This window comes from Enterobacter sp. (genome assembly GCF_977039595.1).
On the sequence record NZ_CDRQYH010000073.1, the window covers coordinates 1 to 17,878 of the forward strand.

Consider the following 17,878-nt stretch of genomic DNA (forward strand, 5'->3'; position numbering starts at 1 on the left):
CATAAACGGCGTCATTATCGTCTTCCTCATTACGGGAGCGTCAGAAAGCGTATGTTCATATGCTGCAAAGTTATCACACCAATTTCCACCCACCGAAGCTTTTTTCGTGAGTGAGATCAATAAACGTCAACAAATAAATTACCCTCAATGGAGTAAACCCTTCTACAAGCCGCATCATTACTAGCTTTGCGCTCAGCAATTAATGTCCCCACAAAGAATCATACATTTGTGATGTCACTCACCTTTTAAAGTTGTATGACAAGTTATCTTTTCGCCGTCGCAAACTATAAGCCGACGGAATGCATTACTGGTGTCAGATACACCAGATTTAACGGTACGGATACCGACTTATGCACGCTTACTTATGGCAAGGTTCGGGCCGTTTCGGGACATGCTCCCGGCCGCGCCCCTCCCGTTACACAACTGCTCCCGGAAACGGTCGAGAGGTTGCCGCGTTCTGGCGCGGAAATAACATAACGATGAGGTTTTAGATGCGTAAAATTAAAGGGTTACGTTGGTATATGATCGCACTGGTGACGTTAGGCACCGTGCTGGGCTACCTGACGCGTAACACCGTGGCAGCAGCAGCGCCAACGTTGATGGAAGAGCTGCATATCTCCACGCAGCAATACTCCTACATCATTGCCGCCTATTCCGCGGCTTATACCATCATGCAGCCTGTTGCTGGCTATGTGCTGGACATTCTCGGTACCAAAATCGGTTATGCCTTCTTCGCCATCGCCTGGGCGGTGTTCTGCGGAGCCACCGCGCTGGCGGGAAGCTGGGGCGGCCTGGCGCTGGCGCGCGGCGCGGTAGGTGCAGCTGAAGCCGCCATGATCCCCGCAGGGCTGAAAGCCAGCTCCGAGTGGTTCCCGGCAAAAGAGCGTTCCATTGCGGTCGGTTACTTCAACGTCGGCTCGTCCATCGGGGCGATGATTGCACCACCGCTGGTGGTGTGGGCTATCGTGATGCACAGCTGGCAGATGGCGTTCATCATATCTGGCGTGCTGAGCTTTGCGTGGGCCATGGCGTGGCTGATTTTCTATAAACATCCGCGCGATCAGAAAAAATTGTCTGAAGAAGAACGCGAGTACATCATTGGTGGTCAGGAAGCGCAGCATCAGACCAACAACGGCAAAAAAATGACCGTCTGGCAGATCCTGGGCACCCGTCAGTTCTGGGGTATCGCCCTGCCGCGTTTCCTGGCCGAGCCGGCATGGGGTACCTTCAACGCGTGGATCCCCCTGTTCATGTTTAAAGTCTACGGCTTTAACCTGAAAGAGATCGCGATGTTCGCCTGGATGCCCATGCTGTTCGCTGACCTGGGCTGTATTGTGGGCGGATACCTGCCACCGCTGTTCCAGCGCTGGTTTGGGGTGAACCTGATTGTTTCCCGTAAAATGGTAGTGACCATGGGCGCACTGCTGATGATTGGCCCGGGCATGATCGGCCTGTTCACCAGCCCGTATGTGGCTATCGCCCTGCTGTGCATCGGCGGATTTGCTCACCAGTCCCTGTCCGGCGCGCTGATTACGCTCTCCTCTGACGTCTTTGGCCGTAACGAAGTGGCCACCGCCAACGGCCTGACCGGGATGGCAGCCTGGACCGCAAGTACGATGTTTGCGCTGGTGGTCGGCGCACTGGCGGATACCATCGGCTTCAGCCCGCTGTTCGCCGTGCTGGCGATCTTCGACCTGCTGGGCGCGGTGGTGATCTGGACGGTGCTGAAAAGCAAATCGGCAGAGGAGCTGGCAAAAGAGTCCCTTGGGAAACCGGCTACGCAAAGTTAGCGAAAATGCGTTTCCCCTAAGCCGCCTCCAGGCGGCTTTTTTAATGGCAAAATCTGGAGAGTGGCACGCAAAAGTGGTATAACAAATCATCTGCCGTACCCTGCCTGGAGCGCATATGGAAATCACCGAACCACGTCGTTTATATCAACAACTTGCTGCCGAGCTGAAAGATCGCATCGAGCAAGGAGTCTATCTTGTCGGTGATAAACTTCCCGCCGAGCGCTTCATTGCGGATGAAAAAAGCGTCAGCCGCACCGTGGTGCGCGAAGCCATCATCATGCTGGAAGTGGAAGGCTACGTTGAGGTACGCAAAGGCTCCGGCATTCACGTGATTTCTAATCTGCCGAAACACTCTCCCGTCGCGGACGAAAGTCTGGAATTCGCCAGCTACGGTCCGTTTGAGCTGCTCCAGGCTCGCCAACTGATCGAAAGCAATATTGCTGAGTTTGCGGCGACGCAGGTGACCAAGCAGGACATCATGAAGCTGATGGAAATCCAGGAGAATGCCCGTAAGGAAAAATGTTTCCGCGATTCAGAGTGGGATCTGCAGTTTCACGTCCAGGTCGCCCTGGCAACCCAAAATACGGCGCTGGCGGCAATTGTTGAGAAAATGTGGACTCAGCGCGTTCATAACCCGTACTGGAAGAAACTGCACGATCATATCGATTCCCGTACCGTCGACAACTGGTGTGACGATCACGATCAAATCCTTAAGGCGCTGATTCGTAAAGATCCCCATGCTGCTAAGCTGGCGATGTGGCAGCATCTGGAAAACACCAAGCAGATGCTGTTCAATGAAACCAGCGACGACTTCGAATTTAACGCTGACCGCTATCTTTTCGCCGATAATCCCGTTGTTCATCTCGATACGGCCCCCAGTGCCGCAAAATAGATGACCTTCCCGCTGGCAGGTGCCTTGCTGCGCCTGCTGGCTCCAGTGGGTAAGCAAAACATATATAGTGTCAGCCTTTGTAAATCCCCTCGCTCACTTCCTGGGCTTACGCCAAAATCAACTCACGCCTGCAAATTCTGTGACGCAGAACGTTGGGCTTTGTTACAATTGGATTCACTTCGTTATTTTGTAAGTTAGTGCTTGCTAACCAGCCAATTAACAGGGAAACGTGTTGGCCACACCGCAATGTGTCCGCGAGCGACCATAATGAAATCACAACAATGTCGCCGTGCTGTTTGCCCCGGATAACAGGCGTGACGTTAACCGATTTCTAGGAACACTGAATGGAACTTTTGACCCAACTACTGCATGCCCTTTGGGCGCAGGATTTTGAAACGCTGGCCAACCCTTCCATGATTGGCATGCTCTATTTCGTCTTGTTTATGATCCTGTTCCTTGAGAACGGTTTGCTGCCTGCTGCCTTCCTGCCTGGTGACAGTTTGCTGGTGCTCGTTGGCGTGCTGTGTGCCAAAGGGGCGATGGCGTTTCCGCAAACCATTTTATTACTGACCGTCGCGGCCAGCCTCGGCTGCTGGGTGAGCTACATCCAGGGTAGATGGCTGGGCAATACCCGGATCGTCCAGAACTGGCTCTCGCACCTGCCTGCACATTATCACCAGCGGGCGCACCACCTTTTCCATAAGCACGGGCTTTCCGCGCTGCTGATTGGCCGCTTTATCGCGTTTGTACGTACGCTTTTGCCGACCATTGCCGGTCTGTCGGGGCTGAGCAGCGCCCGCTTCCAGTTCTTTAACTGGATGAGCGGTCTGTTATGGGTGCTTATTCTGACGACGCTCGGCTATGCGTTGGGTAAAACGCCGGTGTTTATGAAATATGAAGACCAGCTGATGTCCTGCCTGATGCTGCTGCCTGTGGTTCTGCTGGTCTTCGGCCTGATCGGCTCTCTGGTCGTGCTGTGGAAAAAGAAATACGGAGCCAGAGGCTAACGATGGCTATCTCACCGCTTGCCCTGCGCCGTTTTGCCTGCGCCGTGATGACACTGGTGGTGCTCAGCGCCATGCTGCTGGCATGGAGCGCGCTTTCGCACCAGGAATCCACGCTTGCCATTCGCCCGGTGAACCAGGGTGCCAGCGTGCCTGACGGTTTTTCTGTCTGGCATCATCTGGATGCGAACGGGATCCGCTTTAAAAGCATCACTCCGCAGGACGATGTTTTACTGATCAAGTTTGATTCCCGTGCGCAAAGTGCCGCCGCGAAAGTGGTTCTCGACCGTACGCTGCCGCACGGGTATATCATTGCCCAGCAGGAAGATGAGAGCCAGCCTGCAGCCTGGCTCTCTTTGATTCGCGATACGTCGCATCGGTTTGGATAACTTCCAGGATTCCGAATCTTTTCACTCACTTTGGTGAATCCCCCGTTTACTTACTATGCTTAAGTACGCGGAGCACCCCTCGACTGTACTCCGCATAACTTTGGATAGCGGCTTACGCCGCAACACAATGGAAGGTTTCGATAATGAAATTCCGCATGACTCTGGCTCTGGCCCTTTTTTCTTTAAGCACAGCATCCTTCGCAAACTCTCTTTGTCAGGAGAAAGAACAGGATATTCAGCGTGAGATCGGTTATGCCGAAAAGCATAACAATCAGCACCGTGTTGACGGTCTTAAAAAAGCGCTGAGCGAAGTGAAAGCGAACTGTTCAGACAGCAAGCTTCGTGCCGACCACAAGAAGAAAATCGCTGAACAGAAGGACGAGATAGCCGAGCGCCGTCGCGACCTGCAGGAAGCGAAAGAGAAAGGAGATGCGGAAAAAATTGCTAAGCGCGAGAAGAAGTTGAAAGAAGCGCAGGACGACCTGAAAGCGCTGGAAGCTCGCGATTATTGAGTTAACGGAAATCTCAACAGGAGAGAGAATCATGTCAAAAGATACGACGTCTGAACATCTGCGCGCTGAACTGAAATCCCTGGCCGATACCCTTGAAGAGGTGCTGAACTCCTCTGCTGATAAGTCAAAAGAAGAGGTTAGCAAGCTGCGCAGCAAGGCGGAGCAGGCGCTGAAAGAGAGCCGCTATCGCCTGGGTGAAACCGGTGATGCACTGGCGAAACAGACCCGCGAAGCGGCTGCCCGCGCGGACGAATACGTGCGTGATAATCCATGGACGGGTGTAGGAATTGGTGCCGCAGTGGGTGTGGTACTGGGTGTCCTTCTGACGCGTCGTTGATATGGAAGATCCTCGTCACGCACAAGGGCCTGCTAACAACGTCCTCGGCATCGGCCAGCGTATTTTAACAACGCTGGTCGGGATTGCCGAAACGCGCGTCCGGCTGGCAGTGGTTGAGCTGGAAGAGGAGAAAGCCAACCTCTTCCAGATGCTGCTGATGCTCGGACTGACCATGCTCTTCGCCGCGTTTGGTCTGATGAGCCTGATGGTGTTAATCATCTGGGCCATTGACCCGCAGTATCGTCTTAACGCCATGATTGCCACCACCGTCGTTCTGCTGGTCGCAGCGTTGATTGGCGGTATCTGGACGCTGCGTAAAGCGCGTAAGTCCACGTTCCTGCGCCATACGCGTCAGGAGCTGGCTAACGATCGCGCCCTGCTGGAGGATGACAAGCCGTGAGCGGTAAAGCCGAACGTCAAAAGCGAAAAGCGTACCTGCTAAGCCAGATCCAGCAGCAACGGCTGGATCTGTCGGCCAGCCGTCGCGACTGGATTGACGCGACGCGACGGTTTGACCGAGGCTGGAACACCTTCCTGAGCCTGCGTTCATGGGCGCTGGTCGGCAGCAGCGTGATGGCTATCTGGACGGTTCGTCATCCAAATATGCTCATCCGCTGGGCGCGCCGTGGGTTTGGTGCCTGGAGCGCCTGGCGTCTGGTGAAAGCAACGTTGCGGCAGCAGCAGCTGCGGTGATAAAAGCAAAACGGTAACCCTGGTTACCGTTTTTTGTTTTTGCGCCCTCTCCCTGTGGGAAAGGCTTCAGGTGAACGCACCAGCGCGCACGCTCCCTTACTCAATATCTTTGAAGAAGATTGACAGTTTTCCTTGCTAACAATTGCCACCCGCCCCGTTTATTATCCTCTCCATCGACAGCAACGACGCGGTATCTACCCGGAATTGCAGACAAATAACGTTCAGCCGCTGATGTGGTTTCCTGGAGAGTAAAATGAAAAAATTAGAAGATGTTGGTGTACTGGTAGCGCGTATTCTGATGCCAATTCTGTTCATCGTAGCTGGTTGGGGAAAAATCACCGGTTATGCGGGTACCCAGCAGTATATGGAAGCCATGGGCGTTCCGGGATTCCTGTTGCCACTGACTATTCTTCTTGAGTTCGGCGGCGGCCTGGCAGTCCTGTTCGGCTTCCTGACCCGCACTACCGCGCTGTTTACTGCAGGCTTCACCGTACTGACGGCGTTCATCTTCCACAGCAACTTTGCGGAAGGCGTGAACTCTCTGATGTTCATGAAAAACTTGACCATCGCGGGTGGCTTCCTGCTGCTGGCCGTCACTGGCCCGGGCGCATACAGCATCGACCGCGTTCTGAATAAGAAATGGTAAGCACGCTATACTGAATGAACTCAAAGCGAGGAGACATCTCCTCGCTTTTGCTATCTGACGGAGGAGAAAAAATGGGACAACTCGTAGACGGCGTATGGCAGGATGTCTGGTATGACACCAAATCCACCGGAGGTCGCTTCAAGCGCTCAGTTTCGGCCTTCCGTAACTGGCTGACCGCCGACGGTGCCCCCGGCCCGAGCGGCGAAGGCGGCTTCGCGGCTGAGAAAGACCGTTATCATCTTTATGTTTCCCTTGCCTGCCCGTGGGCGCACCGCACGCTAATTGTGCGCAAGCTCAAAGGTCTCGAATCCTTAATTCCAGTTTCAGTCGTCAACCCGTTGATGCTGGAAAACGGCTGGACGTTCGACAGTGATTTCCCTGCGGCAACCGGCGACGAACTGTATCACCACGATTTCCTGTACCAGCTCTATCTGCGCGCCGATCCGCACTACACCGGGCGCGTGACCGTGCCTGTGCTGTGGGACAAGAAAAACCAGACGATTGTCAGCAATGAGTCTGCGGAGATCATCCGCATGTTCAATACCGCATTTGATGCGCACGGCGCCCGCGCCGGAGATTATTACCCGGTTGAACTGCGCGATAAGATTGACGAGCTGAACGGCTGGATTTACGACAACGTCAACAACGGTGTCTACAAGGCCGGTTTCGCCACCAGCCAGGAAGCGTATGACGAAGCGGTCGGGAAGGTGTTTGAATCACTGGAACGCCTGGAGCAGATCCTGGGCCAGCATCGCTACCTGACGGGCGATCGCCTGACGGAAGCGGACATTCGCCTGTGGACCACGCTGGTCCGCTTTGATCCGGTCTATGTCACCCACTTTAAGTGCGATAAACACCGCATCAGCGACTACCTGAACCTGTATGGTTTCCTGCGCGACATCTACCAGATGCCGGGCATTGCGGAAACGGTCGACTTCGACCATATTCGCACCCACTATTTCCGCAGCCACAAGACCATCAACCCGACGGGTATTATCTCCATCGGTCCGTGGCAGAACCTGGATGAACCGCACGGGCGCGACGTCCGATTTGGATAAATATTAAGGGCATCAATAGATGCCCTTTTTTAATTCACAATCTCCATCTATCCTTACTTTGATTGCTTAGAAAACAAGTGATTGACCGATTATTGAGGCAAGGAAAATGGACTGGTATTTAAAAGTACTGCGCAACTACATTGGATTTGGTGGCCGCGCCCGCCGCAAAGAGTACTGGATGTTCGTTCTGGTGAACTTCATCCTCGTCATGGTGCTGGGTATTGTGGATAAAATTCTTGGCTGGGAGCGGGCTGGCGGTGAAGGCGTGCTGACCACCATTTATGGCCTTTTAGTCCTGCTGCCATCGTGGGCGGTACTGTTCCGTCGGCTGCACGATACCGATCGTTCGGCGTGGTGGTTGCTGCTGCTGCTGATCCCGATTGTGGGCTGGATCGTGATTTTGATTTTCAACTGCCAGAGCGGAACGCCGGGCGAAAACCGTTTTGGTCCCGATCCTAAGATCGGCGCGTAAATTACTGCCCGGTGGCGCTTACGCTTACCGGGCCTGTACGCTTATTTGTTGTGGTGCGCAAAGAGCTTTGGAATTTCTCGCAGGCACCACGATTTGGCTTCGCCCATGCTGTCGCGACGCCACGCCATAATGATATCCACTTCGCTGGTGTACTCCGGGCTCACAACCCGCAGTCGTCCTTCCGCAATATCTTTTTCCACAAACGGGTACGGCATCGTCGCCACGCCCAGACCGGCGAGCAGCGCCTGCCGTTTGTCCTCCAGCGAGGTCACCGTCAGACGAGGCTGTTTATCCAGCAGCTGCACCGTCAGCACCGGACGCTCGCGCGCGGTATCCGCTACCGCCACGCCGCGATACTTCACGCGCGTCACTTCAGAGAGCGGCTCAGGTTCCTGATGAATCGGGTGGTTGGGGGCGGCAACGTAAACGTTCATCACGCTGTAGAGCTTGCGCGAGTTGATTTCCGACGATGAGCGGAAGTGCATGTCCGGCGCAATAACGATATCTGCCCTGCCCGTCTCCAGACGTTCCCACGCCCCTGCCAGCACCTCGGTGATAATGGACAGCTGCGTATTGGCCTTCGCCGCCAGGCGATCCACCAGCGGGAACAGCGCTTCGGTCGGCACCAGCGCTTCGGTCACGAGCGTGAGATGGGTTTCCCAGCCGCGCGCCAGCGCTTCGGCGTCTGTCGTCAGCTTGTCCGCCGCTTCCAGCAGTACGCGGCCGCGCTCCAGCAGCATTCGACCGACGTTGGTGAATTTTGTTCGATGTCCGGAGCGGTCAAAAAGCACCACGTCCAGCTCTTCTTCCAGCTTCTGCATGGTGTAGCTCAGCGCAGACGGAACGCGCCCCAGTTCATCGGCCGCCGCCGCAAAACTGCCGCGCCGGTCAATCGCGTCCATGACGCGAAGCGCCTCAAGCGTCAATGCTCTCTCTTTAGCCATCTCGTTCTCATTCAGGAAATTTGAACATACCGGGCAGAATATCTGGCTAACAATGAAGCGTCCATACCTTTACCATTGTTTTAGTGTAAAGAGAGGTCAAGTTTATGATTACGACAAGAACAGCTAAACAGTGCGGACAAGCCGATTTCGGTTGGCTGCAGGCCCGCTACACCTTTTCCTTTGGACACTACTTTGACCCTAAACTCCTCGGTTACGCTTCACTGCGCGTGCTGAACCAGGAAGTGCTCGCCCCGGGCGCCTCCTTCCAGCCGCGTACGTACCCGAAAGTCGATATCCTGAACCTGATCCTGGAAGGCGAGGCAGAATACCGCGATAGCGAGGGCAATCATGTCCAGGCAAAGGCTGGCGAAGCGTTGTTAATTTCCACACAGCCGGGCATCAGCTACAGCGAACATAACCTCAGCAAAGACAAAACGCTGACCCGCATGCAGCTATGGCTGGACGCCTGCCCTGAGCGGGAAAATCCGCTGGTCCAGAAGTTAGATTTAACGGGCGATAAGCAGCAGCTGATTGCATCGCCGGACGGCAGTAAAGGTAGCCTGCAGCTGCGCCAGCAGGTGTGGCTGCATCATATCGAACTGAAGAAAGGTGAACAGGCGAGCTTCCAGCTTCACGGTCCGCGCGCCTATCTGCAGTCTATTCACGGTACGGTGCATGCGGTGACGCACGCGGAAGAGAAAGAAGCACTCACCTGCGGCGACGGGGCGTTTATTCGTGATGAAGCGAATATCACGCTGGTGGCAGATACGCCGCTGCGCGCGCTGCTAATTGATTTGCCGGTTTAGAGAATGCCCTCACCTTAACCCTCTCCCAACGGGAGAGGGAACCGATCGAGCCTCGGCAGAATTATCCGGCGCCGTACGCGACGACGAAATCACTCTGCCAGCGCGTTAGCCATATCAGTTCTAATCTGTTTACGCTGTTCCGGCGTTAATACCTGGCTGACGTCGAAGTAATATTTCACGCGGTAATAACGGGTCTGCTCTTCAATTTTGCTAAAGGCGGCAAGCTGGCTTTTGACCGTGCTTTAGTCCCATTTACCCGCCTGGAACATGTCGACCAGCGCGCCGTCCTTCACGCCCGTCATCGGGATCTTGCTGACATTTTGTTCCAGCTGCTTATGCAGCTCTTCAATCTTCTTAACCTGCTCATTGCTGAGCTTCAGGTGCTGTACCAGCGGATCCTGCGATGGAGACGGAGCAGCCTCAACGTTCGCGGCCTGTGCCGTAAAACTGCACACTGCCAGCGAGGCGGCGACCAGCGCAATACGGGTCATTTTCATCATCTTACTGTCCTTACATGCTGTGATAGGAAAAGCGGGCATTGTTTTTCAAGAGCGGATGAATATGTGTGAGTAATTATATAAACAATTTTGTATGTTTCGCGGGCAAAAACATGCCCCCTGGGTTGAGGGGGCATGAGCACTCACATTTAGATTGACTGGGTAAACGTTCGAGAAATCACGTCCTGCTGCTGTTCCCGCGTCAGCGCATTAAACCGCACCGCATAGCCCGAAACGCGGATGGTCAGATTCGGGTAATTCTCCGGATGCGCAATGGCATCCAGCAGCATCTCCCGGTTCATCACGTTAACGTTCAGGTGCTGCCCGCCCTCAATAGATGCTTCGTGATGGAAGTACCCGTCCAGCAGCCCCACCAGGTTGGTTTTGCGCACCAGCTCGTCCTTACCCAACGCCTGCGGCACGATAGAGAAGGTGTAGGAGATGCCATCTTTCGCATAGGTAAATGGCAGCTTGGCAACCGATGTTAGCGAGGCCACCGCCCCTTTTCTGTCGCGGCCATGCATCGGGTTTGCGCCTGGCGCAAACGGCGTGCCGCCGCGGCGTCCGTCCGGCGTGTTCCCGGTCTTCTGGCCGTAAACCACGTTGGAGGTGATGGTCAGGATCGACTGGGTCGGCACCGAGTTGCGATAGGTTGGCAGCGCCTGAATTTTCTTCATAAAGCGCTCCACCAGGTCGCAGGCAATGCTGTCCACACGGTCGTCGTTGTTGCCGTACTGCGGATAGTCCCCTTCAATCACGAAATCGACCGCCAGGCCGGTATGGTCGCGCACCGGCTTCACCGTAGCGTATTTAATCGCCGACAGGGAATCCGCCGCCACCGACAGCCCGGCAATGCCGCAGGCCATGGTGCGATAGACATCCCGGTCGTGCAGCGCCATCAGCGAGGCTTCGTAGCTGTACTTATCATGCATGTAGTGAATGAGATTCAGGGCGCTGATGTACTGCACCGCCAGCCAGTCCATAAAGTGATCGAGACTCGCCATCACGGTGTCGTAATCCAGCACGTCGTCCAGCAGCGGCTCGGTTTTTGGCCCGACCTGGATCTTCAGCTTTTCGTCCACCCCACCGTTGATTGCGTACAGCAGCGTTTTGGCAAGGTTGGCGCGCGCGCCAAAGAACTGCATCTGCTTGCCGATCACCATCGGGCTGACGCAGCAGGCAATGGCATAATCGTCGCTGTTGAAGTCCGCACGCATCAGATCGTCGTTCTCATACTGCAGAGAAGAGGTGACGATCGATACCTGCGCGGCGTATTTCTTGAACGCGATCGGCAGCTGTTCTGACCAGAGGATCGTCAGGTTCGGCTCCGGCGCGGGTCCCATGGTGTGCAGGGTATGCAGATAGCGGAAGCTGTTTTTGGTCACCAGCGTGCGTCCGTCCAGCCCCATGCCGCCGATCACTTCCGTCGCCCAGATCGGATCGCCGGAGAAGAGCGTGTCGAACTCCGGCGTGCGCAGGAAGCGCACCATGCGGATCTTCATGATGAAGTGGTCGATCAGCTCCTGCGCCTGCACCTCGCTCAGCCGCCCCGCCTGCATGTCGCGTTCGATGTAGATATCGAGGAACGAGGCCGTGCGCCCCAGCGACATCGCCCCGCCGTTCTGGGATTTCACCGCTGCCAGGTAGGCAAAATAGACCCACTGCACCGCTTCCTGAGCGCCCATAGCCGGACGAGAGATATCAAACCCGTAGTTCGCCGCCATCTGCTGGATCTGCAGCAGCGCGCGCTTGTGTTCCGCCAGCTCTTCGCGCAGGCGGATCGTTGCCTCCAGATCTTCGCCGCGCTCCAGCCTGCCCTGCAGATCGGCAAACTGAAGTTCACGTTCGCGTACCAGATAGCTGATGCCGTAGAGCGCCACGCGGCGGTAATCACCGATGATGCGTCCGCGCCCGTAGCCGTCCGGCAAACCGGTCAGCACGCCGGATTTACGACAGCGCATCATCTCCGGGGAGTAGACGTCAAACACGCCCTGGTTATGGGTTTTGCGCAGGTCGGTAAACAGGTATTCGAAGTGCGGATCCATCTCCCGGCCATAGGCTTCGAACGAGCTGCGGATCATATTGATCCCACCGTACGGGTGCAGCGCACGCTTGAGAGGCTTATCGGTTTGCAGGCCGACGATCGTCTCCAGACCCTGGTCGATATAGCCCGGCCCGTGGGCCGTAATGGTGGTGGCAATGTTGGTGTCAAAATCCACCGGGGCGTGGGTGGCGTTCTCCTGGCGAATGCCGACCATTACCTTCTGCCACAGCGCCGTCGTTGCTGGCGTCGCCTGCGCGAGGAAAGCTTCATCGCCTTCATAAGGGGTGTAGTTATGCTGAATAAAATCGCGGACGTTGACGGCGTTTTTCCATTCTTCACCGCGAAACCCGGCCCATGCGTCGCTGTAGGGCGCGACGCCCGTTTCGATTGTTACTTTCATCAGATTCTCGCTTTATCAGGCGTAAGCCGCAGCCGGGGTAACCTTCCCAAGACGGAGGGCGTCCAGCGCGATCATTTTTTCTTCGTTGGTAGGGATCACCGCGCAGATCACGCGGGAGGTATCAGTGGAGATGACGCGCTCACCCGCGCTACCCGGCAGGGCATTTTTGGCGTCGTCGAGGCGGATGCCGAAGACTTTCAGATGTTCCGCCACCAGCGCGCGGACAAGCGTTGAGTTTTCGCCGATGCCGCCGGTAAATACGACCCCATCGAGGCGGTGCAGCGACGCCGCGTGCCCGGCGATATGTCGCGCTATACGGTGAACGAAGGTCTGGATAGCCAGCTGCGCCCGCTCATTACCGGCGTGCCAGGCTTTCTCCAGCGCGCGTAAATCGGAGGAGATGCCGGAGATCCCCAGCAACCCGGACTCTTTGTTGACCATGCGCTCCAGATCCTCAAACGACTGGCCGGTCTGCTGGGCAATCCACGCCATCGCGCCAAAATCCACGTCGCCGCAGCGCGTACCCATCATCAGTCCTTCCAGGGGGGTCATCCCCATCGAGGTATCCACGCTTTGGCCGTTACGCACCGCGCAGATGGACGCCCCGTTGCCGAGGTGGGCAACCACCAGGCCGCTGTCATCGGGGGACAGCCCGAGGAGCGCGTGCGCCTGCGCGGCCACGTAGCGGTGAGAGGTGCCGTGGAAACCGTAGCGGCGCACGCCCAGCGCTTCAAAATAGCGGTACGGCAAACCGTACAGGTACGCCTGCGGCGGCAGCGTCTGGTGGAAGCTGGTATCAAATACCGCGACCTGCTGCACGCCCGGAAACAGGCGCTCTGCGGCTTCCACGCCGCTCAGGTTGGCGTAGTTATGCAGCGGCGCCAGCGGGGAGACCTGGCGGATCTGCTCAATCACCTCTTCCGTAATCAGGGTCGACTCGCTGAAGAGGTCACCACCGTGCGCAATGCGGTGGCCAATTAAGGCCACGCTGCTCATCAGGTCACGCTTCTCCAGCTCCAGGGCGATGGCAGCCAGCGCCCCTTCGTAGTCCTGGTGAGCCAGTCTGGCTGGCTCACCCCCGTTCACGGAAATAAAGGCTTTATCCGTGTTGATGCCGTCTGCAATGCCCGTCATCAGGGCGTCGCAGCTGCTGGCATCGAGCACCGAAAACTTAACAGAGGACGAACCGCAGTTAATTACCAGTACAACCGGAAACTCAATCATCATGTGACTCCGCTCTTCCTGAGCAATGGTTTAGAACAGTTTGTAAACGATATTCAGAATGGTCAGCAGGCCCACAACCGTGACGAAGATGTTCTCGGGTTTGCCCTTATATTTCGCCATGGCCGGCGCTTTGCGGATGGCGTACATCGGCAGCAGGCACAGCAGAGAGGCGATGATTGGCGCGCCCATGGCTTCGATAAGGTCGAGAATGTTCGGGTTGGCGTACGCGACAACCCAGGTGGAGCCCATGATGAACACCATGCTGATGGTGTTCAGTTTGCCGACAGAGACCTTCTTCTTATCGCCTTTGTAGCCGAACTTGAGGATCAGGCCATTCAGCCCTTCCAGCGTGCCCAGGTAATGACCGAAGAAAGATTTGAAGATAGCGACCAGGGCAATAATGGAAGCGCCATATTCCAGTACCGTCGCGAACGTCGATTTAGTGCCGGACATGGAGGCAAAGTGGTTCGCCAGGTAAGAGAGCACCGGAATGTTCTGCGCTTTGGCGTCCGCCATGTTCTGCGGAGAGAGCGTAAACAGGCAGCTAAAGGCGAAGAACATCACCACGGCGACCATCAGCATGCTGGCGCGACCGATGATTTTGGAACATTTCTGCTCGGTGAACTCTTTACCGAACTCCGGCTCGTACTCTTCGCGCTTGGAGACCACAAACGAGGAGACGATAGGCGAGAAGTTGAAGGAGAAGACCATGATGGAGATCCCCAGCCACACCGTGACCAGAATGCCGTCATGGCCGGTGAAGGCGATATCGCTCAGGTTGACCTGGTCGATCACCGCGGAGTTCCAGTAAGGGATCAGCGACAGTGAAATCAGCACCAGACTGGCAATAAATGGGAACACCAGGAAGCTCATCACCTTCACCATCAGGTCTTTACCAAACCAGATAACAAAAGCCATCAGCAGCAGCAGGAACAGCGCCACCACGCCGCGGTTTAGCGCAGGCAGCTGGAGCTGGTTTTCCCAGAAGGTCATAAAGGTGTTAGTAATAGTGACGCCGTAAATCCACAGCAGCGGGCAAATGGCAAAGAAGTAGAGGAACGTGATCACCACCCCACCGGTTTTACCGAAATGCTCTTCTACCGTTTCGGTGATGTTGCCGGAGACGTTGCTGCCGGACAGGCAGAGGCGCGCCAGCGCGCGGTGGCAGTAAAACGCTATCGGGAACGCGAGAACCAGCATCAGCAGGATAGGGATTAATCCGCCAAAGCCCGCGCGGATGGGGAAGAACAGCACGCCTGCGCCAATGGCGGTACCAAACAGGCCAAGCGTCCAGGTGGTATCAGACTTACGCCAGGAGGACGTTTTTGTCTGGCCAACGATAATGCTTTCTGTGTTGCTCATAGGTCACCTTTATGCGTCAACGAAGCCGGTAATTTGGGAAACACGGGAGAGATCGATATTGCCGCCGGAAATAATGCAGACGGTTTTGCGGCCCTGAATATAGTGGTCAAGCTTGCCGCTTAATAACGCGGCACAGGCCAGCGCGCCGGCGCCTTCCGTCACCACTTTATTTCGCTGAATAAGGGCAATCATGCTGTTGCGAATATCGTCTTCGCTCACCAGCACAATATCATCGACCAGTTCACGAACGATTTCGAAGGTTAATTTACCCGGACGAGAGACGTCGCAGCCGTCGGCTAACGTGCCGGCAACGCGATGGTTGGTTATTTCTCCTGCCTGCCAGGAGGCCGCCATTCCGTGCACGTTTTCAGACTGTACGCCGATAATATTAATGGTCGGGTTGATGGATTTAATCGCCGTTGCAATCCCGGCAATTAATCCGCCGCCGCCGATAGGGACAATGACGTTATCCACGTCGTATAAATCTTCGAGAATTTCGAGGCCGATGGTGCCCTGCCCGGCGATCACTTTGGCGTCATCGTAAGGCGGAATAAAAATGCGCCCTTCCATCTCGACGATTTCGCTCACTTTAGCGATGGTGTCGTTGAAGTTCTCACCGTGGAGCACCACTTCCGCCGAGTAGTCGCGGGTCGCGGCCACTTTAGATTTTGGTGCGCCCATCGGCATCACCACTTTACCGTCGATGCCGAGCATGGCGCAGGAGAGCGACACCCCCTGCGCGTGGTTTCCCGCAGAGCAGGCGACCACGCCTTTGCGCTTTTCAGCATCGGTCAGCGAGCTTAATTTATTAAACGCGCCGCGAATTTTGAACGAACCGGTACGCTGCATGTTCTCAAACTTAAGGAATATTTCGCCCTTACACCGTTCGCTGAGATAATTCGAGCGCGGCATACCGGTTTTATATATCTTGCCTGCCAGTCGTTTTCTGGCGTCCTGAATATCTTCAATGGTTACCGGGAGATCGTAGGTAATATGCATAATATCCTCGTTATAATAATTCATTCTTTTCAGGCAAAGTCAGGGTATCAGAGCGTTAATACGTTAAGCTCTGGGTATTTTTAAAATTAAAACTTATTATTCATCGTCGTCTTTCGATATTCATCGACGAATATTGCTTAGCCAGCTCAACTAATACTGACGCCGATTTTTTAATCCTGTAATTTTTAGACCACACGGCAGCATAACGCGCCACGGGTAATTCGTCTTCCACGGGCAGCACAATAAATTGATCCGAACCGAATGGGGCAATCATGTCGCGGGGAATCACCGTCAGATAATCGGCATTCAGGACAAGGTTATAAATGGTGACGACGGAATCGGTCTGGACGATGTTTTCGATGCTGATGTGGTTGTCTTGCAGAGTGGTCAGAAGTTCTTTGTAGTAGCCCATATCGGTTTGCGGCATCACCCACTGCTCGTGCGTAAGCGATGCCAGTGTCGTCGGGCCAGTGCACGTTCGCGTTTTGCTGGCGACCAGCACAAACTCAGACTCAAACAGCGGTTCGACGTGCAGATCCTGAAGCAGCATTTCATCGCTCAGCGTGCCGATAGCGAAATCCAGACGACCATCGCGAATGGCCGGAAGGAAAGAGGAGAGCTGAGCTTCATACATTGAGACGCGCGCTTTCGGGAACACTTCCTTGAATTTTTTGATCATCTCAGACAGGAAGGTAAAACCAATCAGCGACGGATAGCCAAAGGAGACATCCATAACGGTGCTAAAACTCAGGCTATTAATCTCACTCACCATGTTTTTCATTTCACGGGTGATCGACTCGGAGTACGAGAGCAAAACCTGGCCTGCAGCCGTCAGTTTTACGCCGGTGTTTTTGCGTACCATCACTTCCACGCCGAAGTAAGATTCGATATCGCTGATGATTTTGCTGACGGCGGGTTGCGTCAGGCCCAGTTGTCTTGCAGCAGAACCTATGGAGCCACTTTTAATGACTTCCTGAAATACCACGAGGTGCTGTGTTTTCGGTAGAATAATAGTGTTCATAATATTCTGCGCTTATTTCCCTATGACGGGGTGAATTCTACTCAATAATGTTTAAAGGGGTATGTGCTGTTACTCAAAATTTGCTTTCCTGGCCCTTTAACCCACACACCAAAAACAAAATAAAATCGTTATATTTCATTAATATACAACGATATAAATATGCCACTACGCTGACATTGATCAATAAAAATAGCGGTAATAAATTAATTTTATGGCGATAACCCGGATAAATTTTACCGTCCGGAAAAAATCAATAAAGACGATATTTCAGGCAATTAAAGGACAATAAATAACCGCTATTTGTTTGAAACATTCTTTCAATTCATCAAGTTTTCCTAACGCGAATTTTCAGGCTTGCGGAAAAGAGTGGAATACGTCACATATTCACGGGAGAAATGTATTTGATTTAAATATATGCATATCAAACGAGAAAAGTTTCGCGATCATTAAGATAACAATCATAACAAATTTTCAATACTGAAAATCGTGCATTCTTTAGCGTGAAATTTTGTGATGGCGATCGTCTATAGACGCAGGAGCGATACTGAGGGGATAAAAACAGTGAAATGTGCTTAATGTCGCAAATATGAGAATTGATGTCGTTTGTCCGGTTGCCGGGCGGCGCTGCGCTTACCCAGCCTACAGTCCCCTGAAAGCAAAAACCCCGCCGAAGCGGGGTTTTTTAAGAAGTGAAACTGACCGATAAGCCGGGTTCTGTCGTGGACAGTCATTCATCTAGGCCAGCAATCGCTCACTGGCTCAAGCAGCCTACCCGGGTTCAGTACGGG

At 54.5% G+C, this 17,878-nt stretch carries 18 protein-coding genes and 1 pseudogene; 12 read left to right on the forward strand and 7 right to left on the reverse strand.

Going from position 1 to position 17,878, the window contains the following annotated elements; genetic code table 11:
- Positions 1-491: 491 nt before the first annotated feature.
- The 11 genes from ACWYRJ_RS17400 to ACWYRJ_RS17450 all read left to right on the forward strand — a co-directional run bounded on the left by ACWYRJ_RS17400 (position 492) and on the right by ACWYRJ_RS17450 (position 7,793).
- Complete coding sequence (locus ACWYRJ_RS17400) at positions 492-1,790, forward strand: MFS transporter (protein WP_024906406.1); 1,299 nt, start codon at positions 492-494, stop codon at positions 1,788-1,790.
- 115 nt (positions 1,791-1,905) lie between these two features.
- On the forward strand, positions 1,906-2,682 hold the full coding sequence (gene exuR / locus ACWYRJ_RS17405) for a transcriptional regulator ExuR (protein WP_023615584.1): 777 nt from the start codon (positions 1,906-1,908) through the stop codon (positions 2,680-2,682).
- 344 nt (positions 2,683-3,026) lie between these two features.
- Complete coding sequence (yqjA, locus tag ACWYRJ_RS17410) at positions 3,027-3,689, forward strand: DedA family general envelope maintenance protein YqjA (protein WP_008503144.1); 663 nt, start codon at positions 3,027-3,029, stop codon at positions 3,687-3,689.
- Between the two features lie 2 nt (positions 3,690-3,691).
- Positions 3,692-4,075 carry an EnvZ/OmpR regulon moderator MzrA gene (gene mzrA, locus ACWYRJ_RS17415; protein WP_023344960.1) on the forward strand — a complete coding sequence of 128 codons (384 nt, stop codon included), beginning with the start codon at positions 3,692-3,694 and terminating at the stop codon, positions 4,073-4,075.
- 143 nt (positions 4,076-4,218) lie between these two features.
- Positions 4,219-4,587 (forward strand): DUF1090 domain-containing protein, encoded by a 369-nt coding sequence (locus tag ACWYRJ_RS17420; RefSeq protein ID WP_023309291.1) that lies wholly within the window; start codon positions 4,219-4,221, stop codon positions 4,585-4,587.
- Between the two features lie 31 nt (positions 4,588-4,618).
- Positions 4,619-4,924: a DUF883 family protein gene (locus ACWYRJ_RS17425; protein ID WP_008503141.1), complete on the forward strand. Its 306-nt coding sequence runs from the start codon at positions 4,619-4,621 to the stop codon at positions 4,922-4,924.
- Position 4,925: 1 nt separating this feature from the next.
- Positions 4,926-5,324, forward strand: a complete 399-nt coding sequence (locus ACWYRJ_RS17430) for a phage holin family protein (RefSeq protein WP_014885329.1) — start codon at positions 4,926-4,928, stop codon at positions 5,322-5,324.
- On the forward strand, positions 5,321-5,617 hold the full coding sequence (locus ACWYRJ_RS17435) for a YqjK-like family protein (protein ID WP_111964937.1): 297 nt from the start codon (positions 5,321-5,323) through the stop codon (positions 5,615-5,617). Before ACWYRJ_RS17430 ends, ACWYRJ_RS17435 begins: the two co-directional genes overlap by 4 nt.
- 253 nt (positions 5,618-5,870) lie before the next feature.
- Positions 5,871-6,263, forward strand: coding sequence for a DoxX family protein (locus tag ACWYRJ_RS17440; protein WP_023309292.1), 393 nt, complete (start codon positions 5,871-5,873; stop codon positions 6,261-6,263).
- A gap of 71 nt (positions 6,264-6,334) precedes the next feature.
- Positions 6,335-7,321, forward strand: coding sequence for a glutathione S-transferase family protein (locus tag ACWYRJ_RS17445; protein ID WP_111964938.1), 987 nt, complete (start codon positions 6,335-6,337; stop codon positions 7,319-7,321).
- 106 nt (positions 7,322-7,427) lie between these two features.
- Positions 7,428-7,793, forward strand: coding sequence for a DUF805 domain-containing protein (locus ACWYRJ_RS17450; RefSeq protein ID WP_223580557.1), 366 nt, complete (start codon positions 7,428-7,430; stop codon positions 7,791-7,793).
- A 41-nt stretch (positions 7,794-7,834) separates the two neighbouring features.
- On the opposite strand, the gene yhaJ is transcribed toward ACWYRJ_RS17450, so the two are convergent.
- Positions 7,835-8,737 carry a DNA-binding transcriptional regulator YhaJ gene (gene yhaJ, locus ACWYRJ_RS17455; protein ID WP_008503135.1) on the reverse strand — a complete coding sequence of 301 codons (903 nt, stop codon included), beginning with the start codon at positions 8,735-8,737 and terminating at the stop codon, positions 7,835-7,837.
- Positions 8,738-8,841: 104 nt separating this feature from the next.
- Here yhaJ and ACWYRJ_RS17460 point away from each other — a divergent pair, with 104 nt between their 5' ends.
- Positions 8,842-9,543: a pirin family protein gene (locus ACWYRJ_RS17460; protein ID WP_023294637.1), complete on the forward strand. Its 702-nt coding sequence runs from the start codon at positions 8,842-8,844 to the stop codon at positions 9,541-9,543.
- Positions 9,544-9,632: 89 nt separating this feature from the next.
- Here ACWYRJ_RS17460 and ACWYRJ_RS17465 read toward each other — a convergent pair.
- From ACWYRJ_RS17465 to tdcA, 6 genes and pseudogenes are all read right to left on the reverse strand, one after another.
- A pseudogene (locus ACWYRJ_RS17465) lies at positions 9,633-10,043 on the reverse strand (Spy/CpxP family protein refolding chaperone).
- A gap of 146 nt (positions 10,044-10,189) precedes the next feature.
- On the reverse strand, positions 10,190-12,484 hold the full coding sequence (pflB, locus tag ACWYRJ_RS17470; protein ID WP_455508350.1) for a formate C-acetyltransferase: 2,295 nt from the start codon (positions 12,482-12,484) through the stop codon (positions 10,190-10,192).
- 15 nt (positions 12,485-12,499) lie between these two features.
- Positions 12,500-13,708: a propionate kinase gene (tdcD, locus tag ACWYRJ_RS17475; protein ID WP_094945148.1), complete on the reverse strand. Its 1,209-nt coding sequence runs from the start codon at positions 13,706-13,708 to the stop codon at positions 12,500-12,502.
- A gap of 30 nt (positions 13,709-13,738) precedes the next feature.
- On the reverse strand, positions 13,739-15,070 hold the full coding sequence (gene tdcC, locus ACWYRJ_RS17480) for a threonine/serine transporter TdcC (RefSeq protein ID WP_008501506.1): 1,332 nt from the start codon (positions 15,068-15,070) through the stop codon (positions 13,739-13,741).
- Between the two features lie 9 nt (positions 15,071-15,079).
- Entirely contained in the window at positions 15,080-16,069 is a 990-nt protein-coding gene (tdcB, locus tag ACWYRJ_RS17485) for a bifunctional threonine ammonia-lyase/L-serine ammonia-lyase TdcB (protein WP_095429440.1), read from the reverse strand.
- Positions 16,070-16,169: 100 nt separating this feature from the next.
- The gene (gene tdcA / locus ACWYRJ_RS17490) at positions 16,170-17,090 is read right to left on the reverse strand and encodes a transcriptional regulator TdcA (protein ID WP_008501504.1); all 921 of its coding nucleotides are present in this window, start codon (positions 17,088-17,090) and stop codon (positions 16,170-16,172) included.
- Positions 17,091-17,878: the final 788 nt, after the last annotated feature.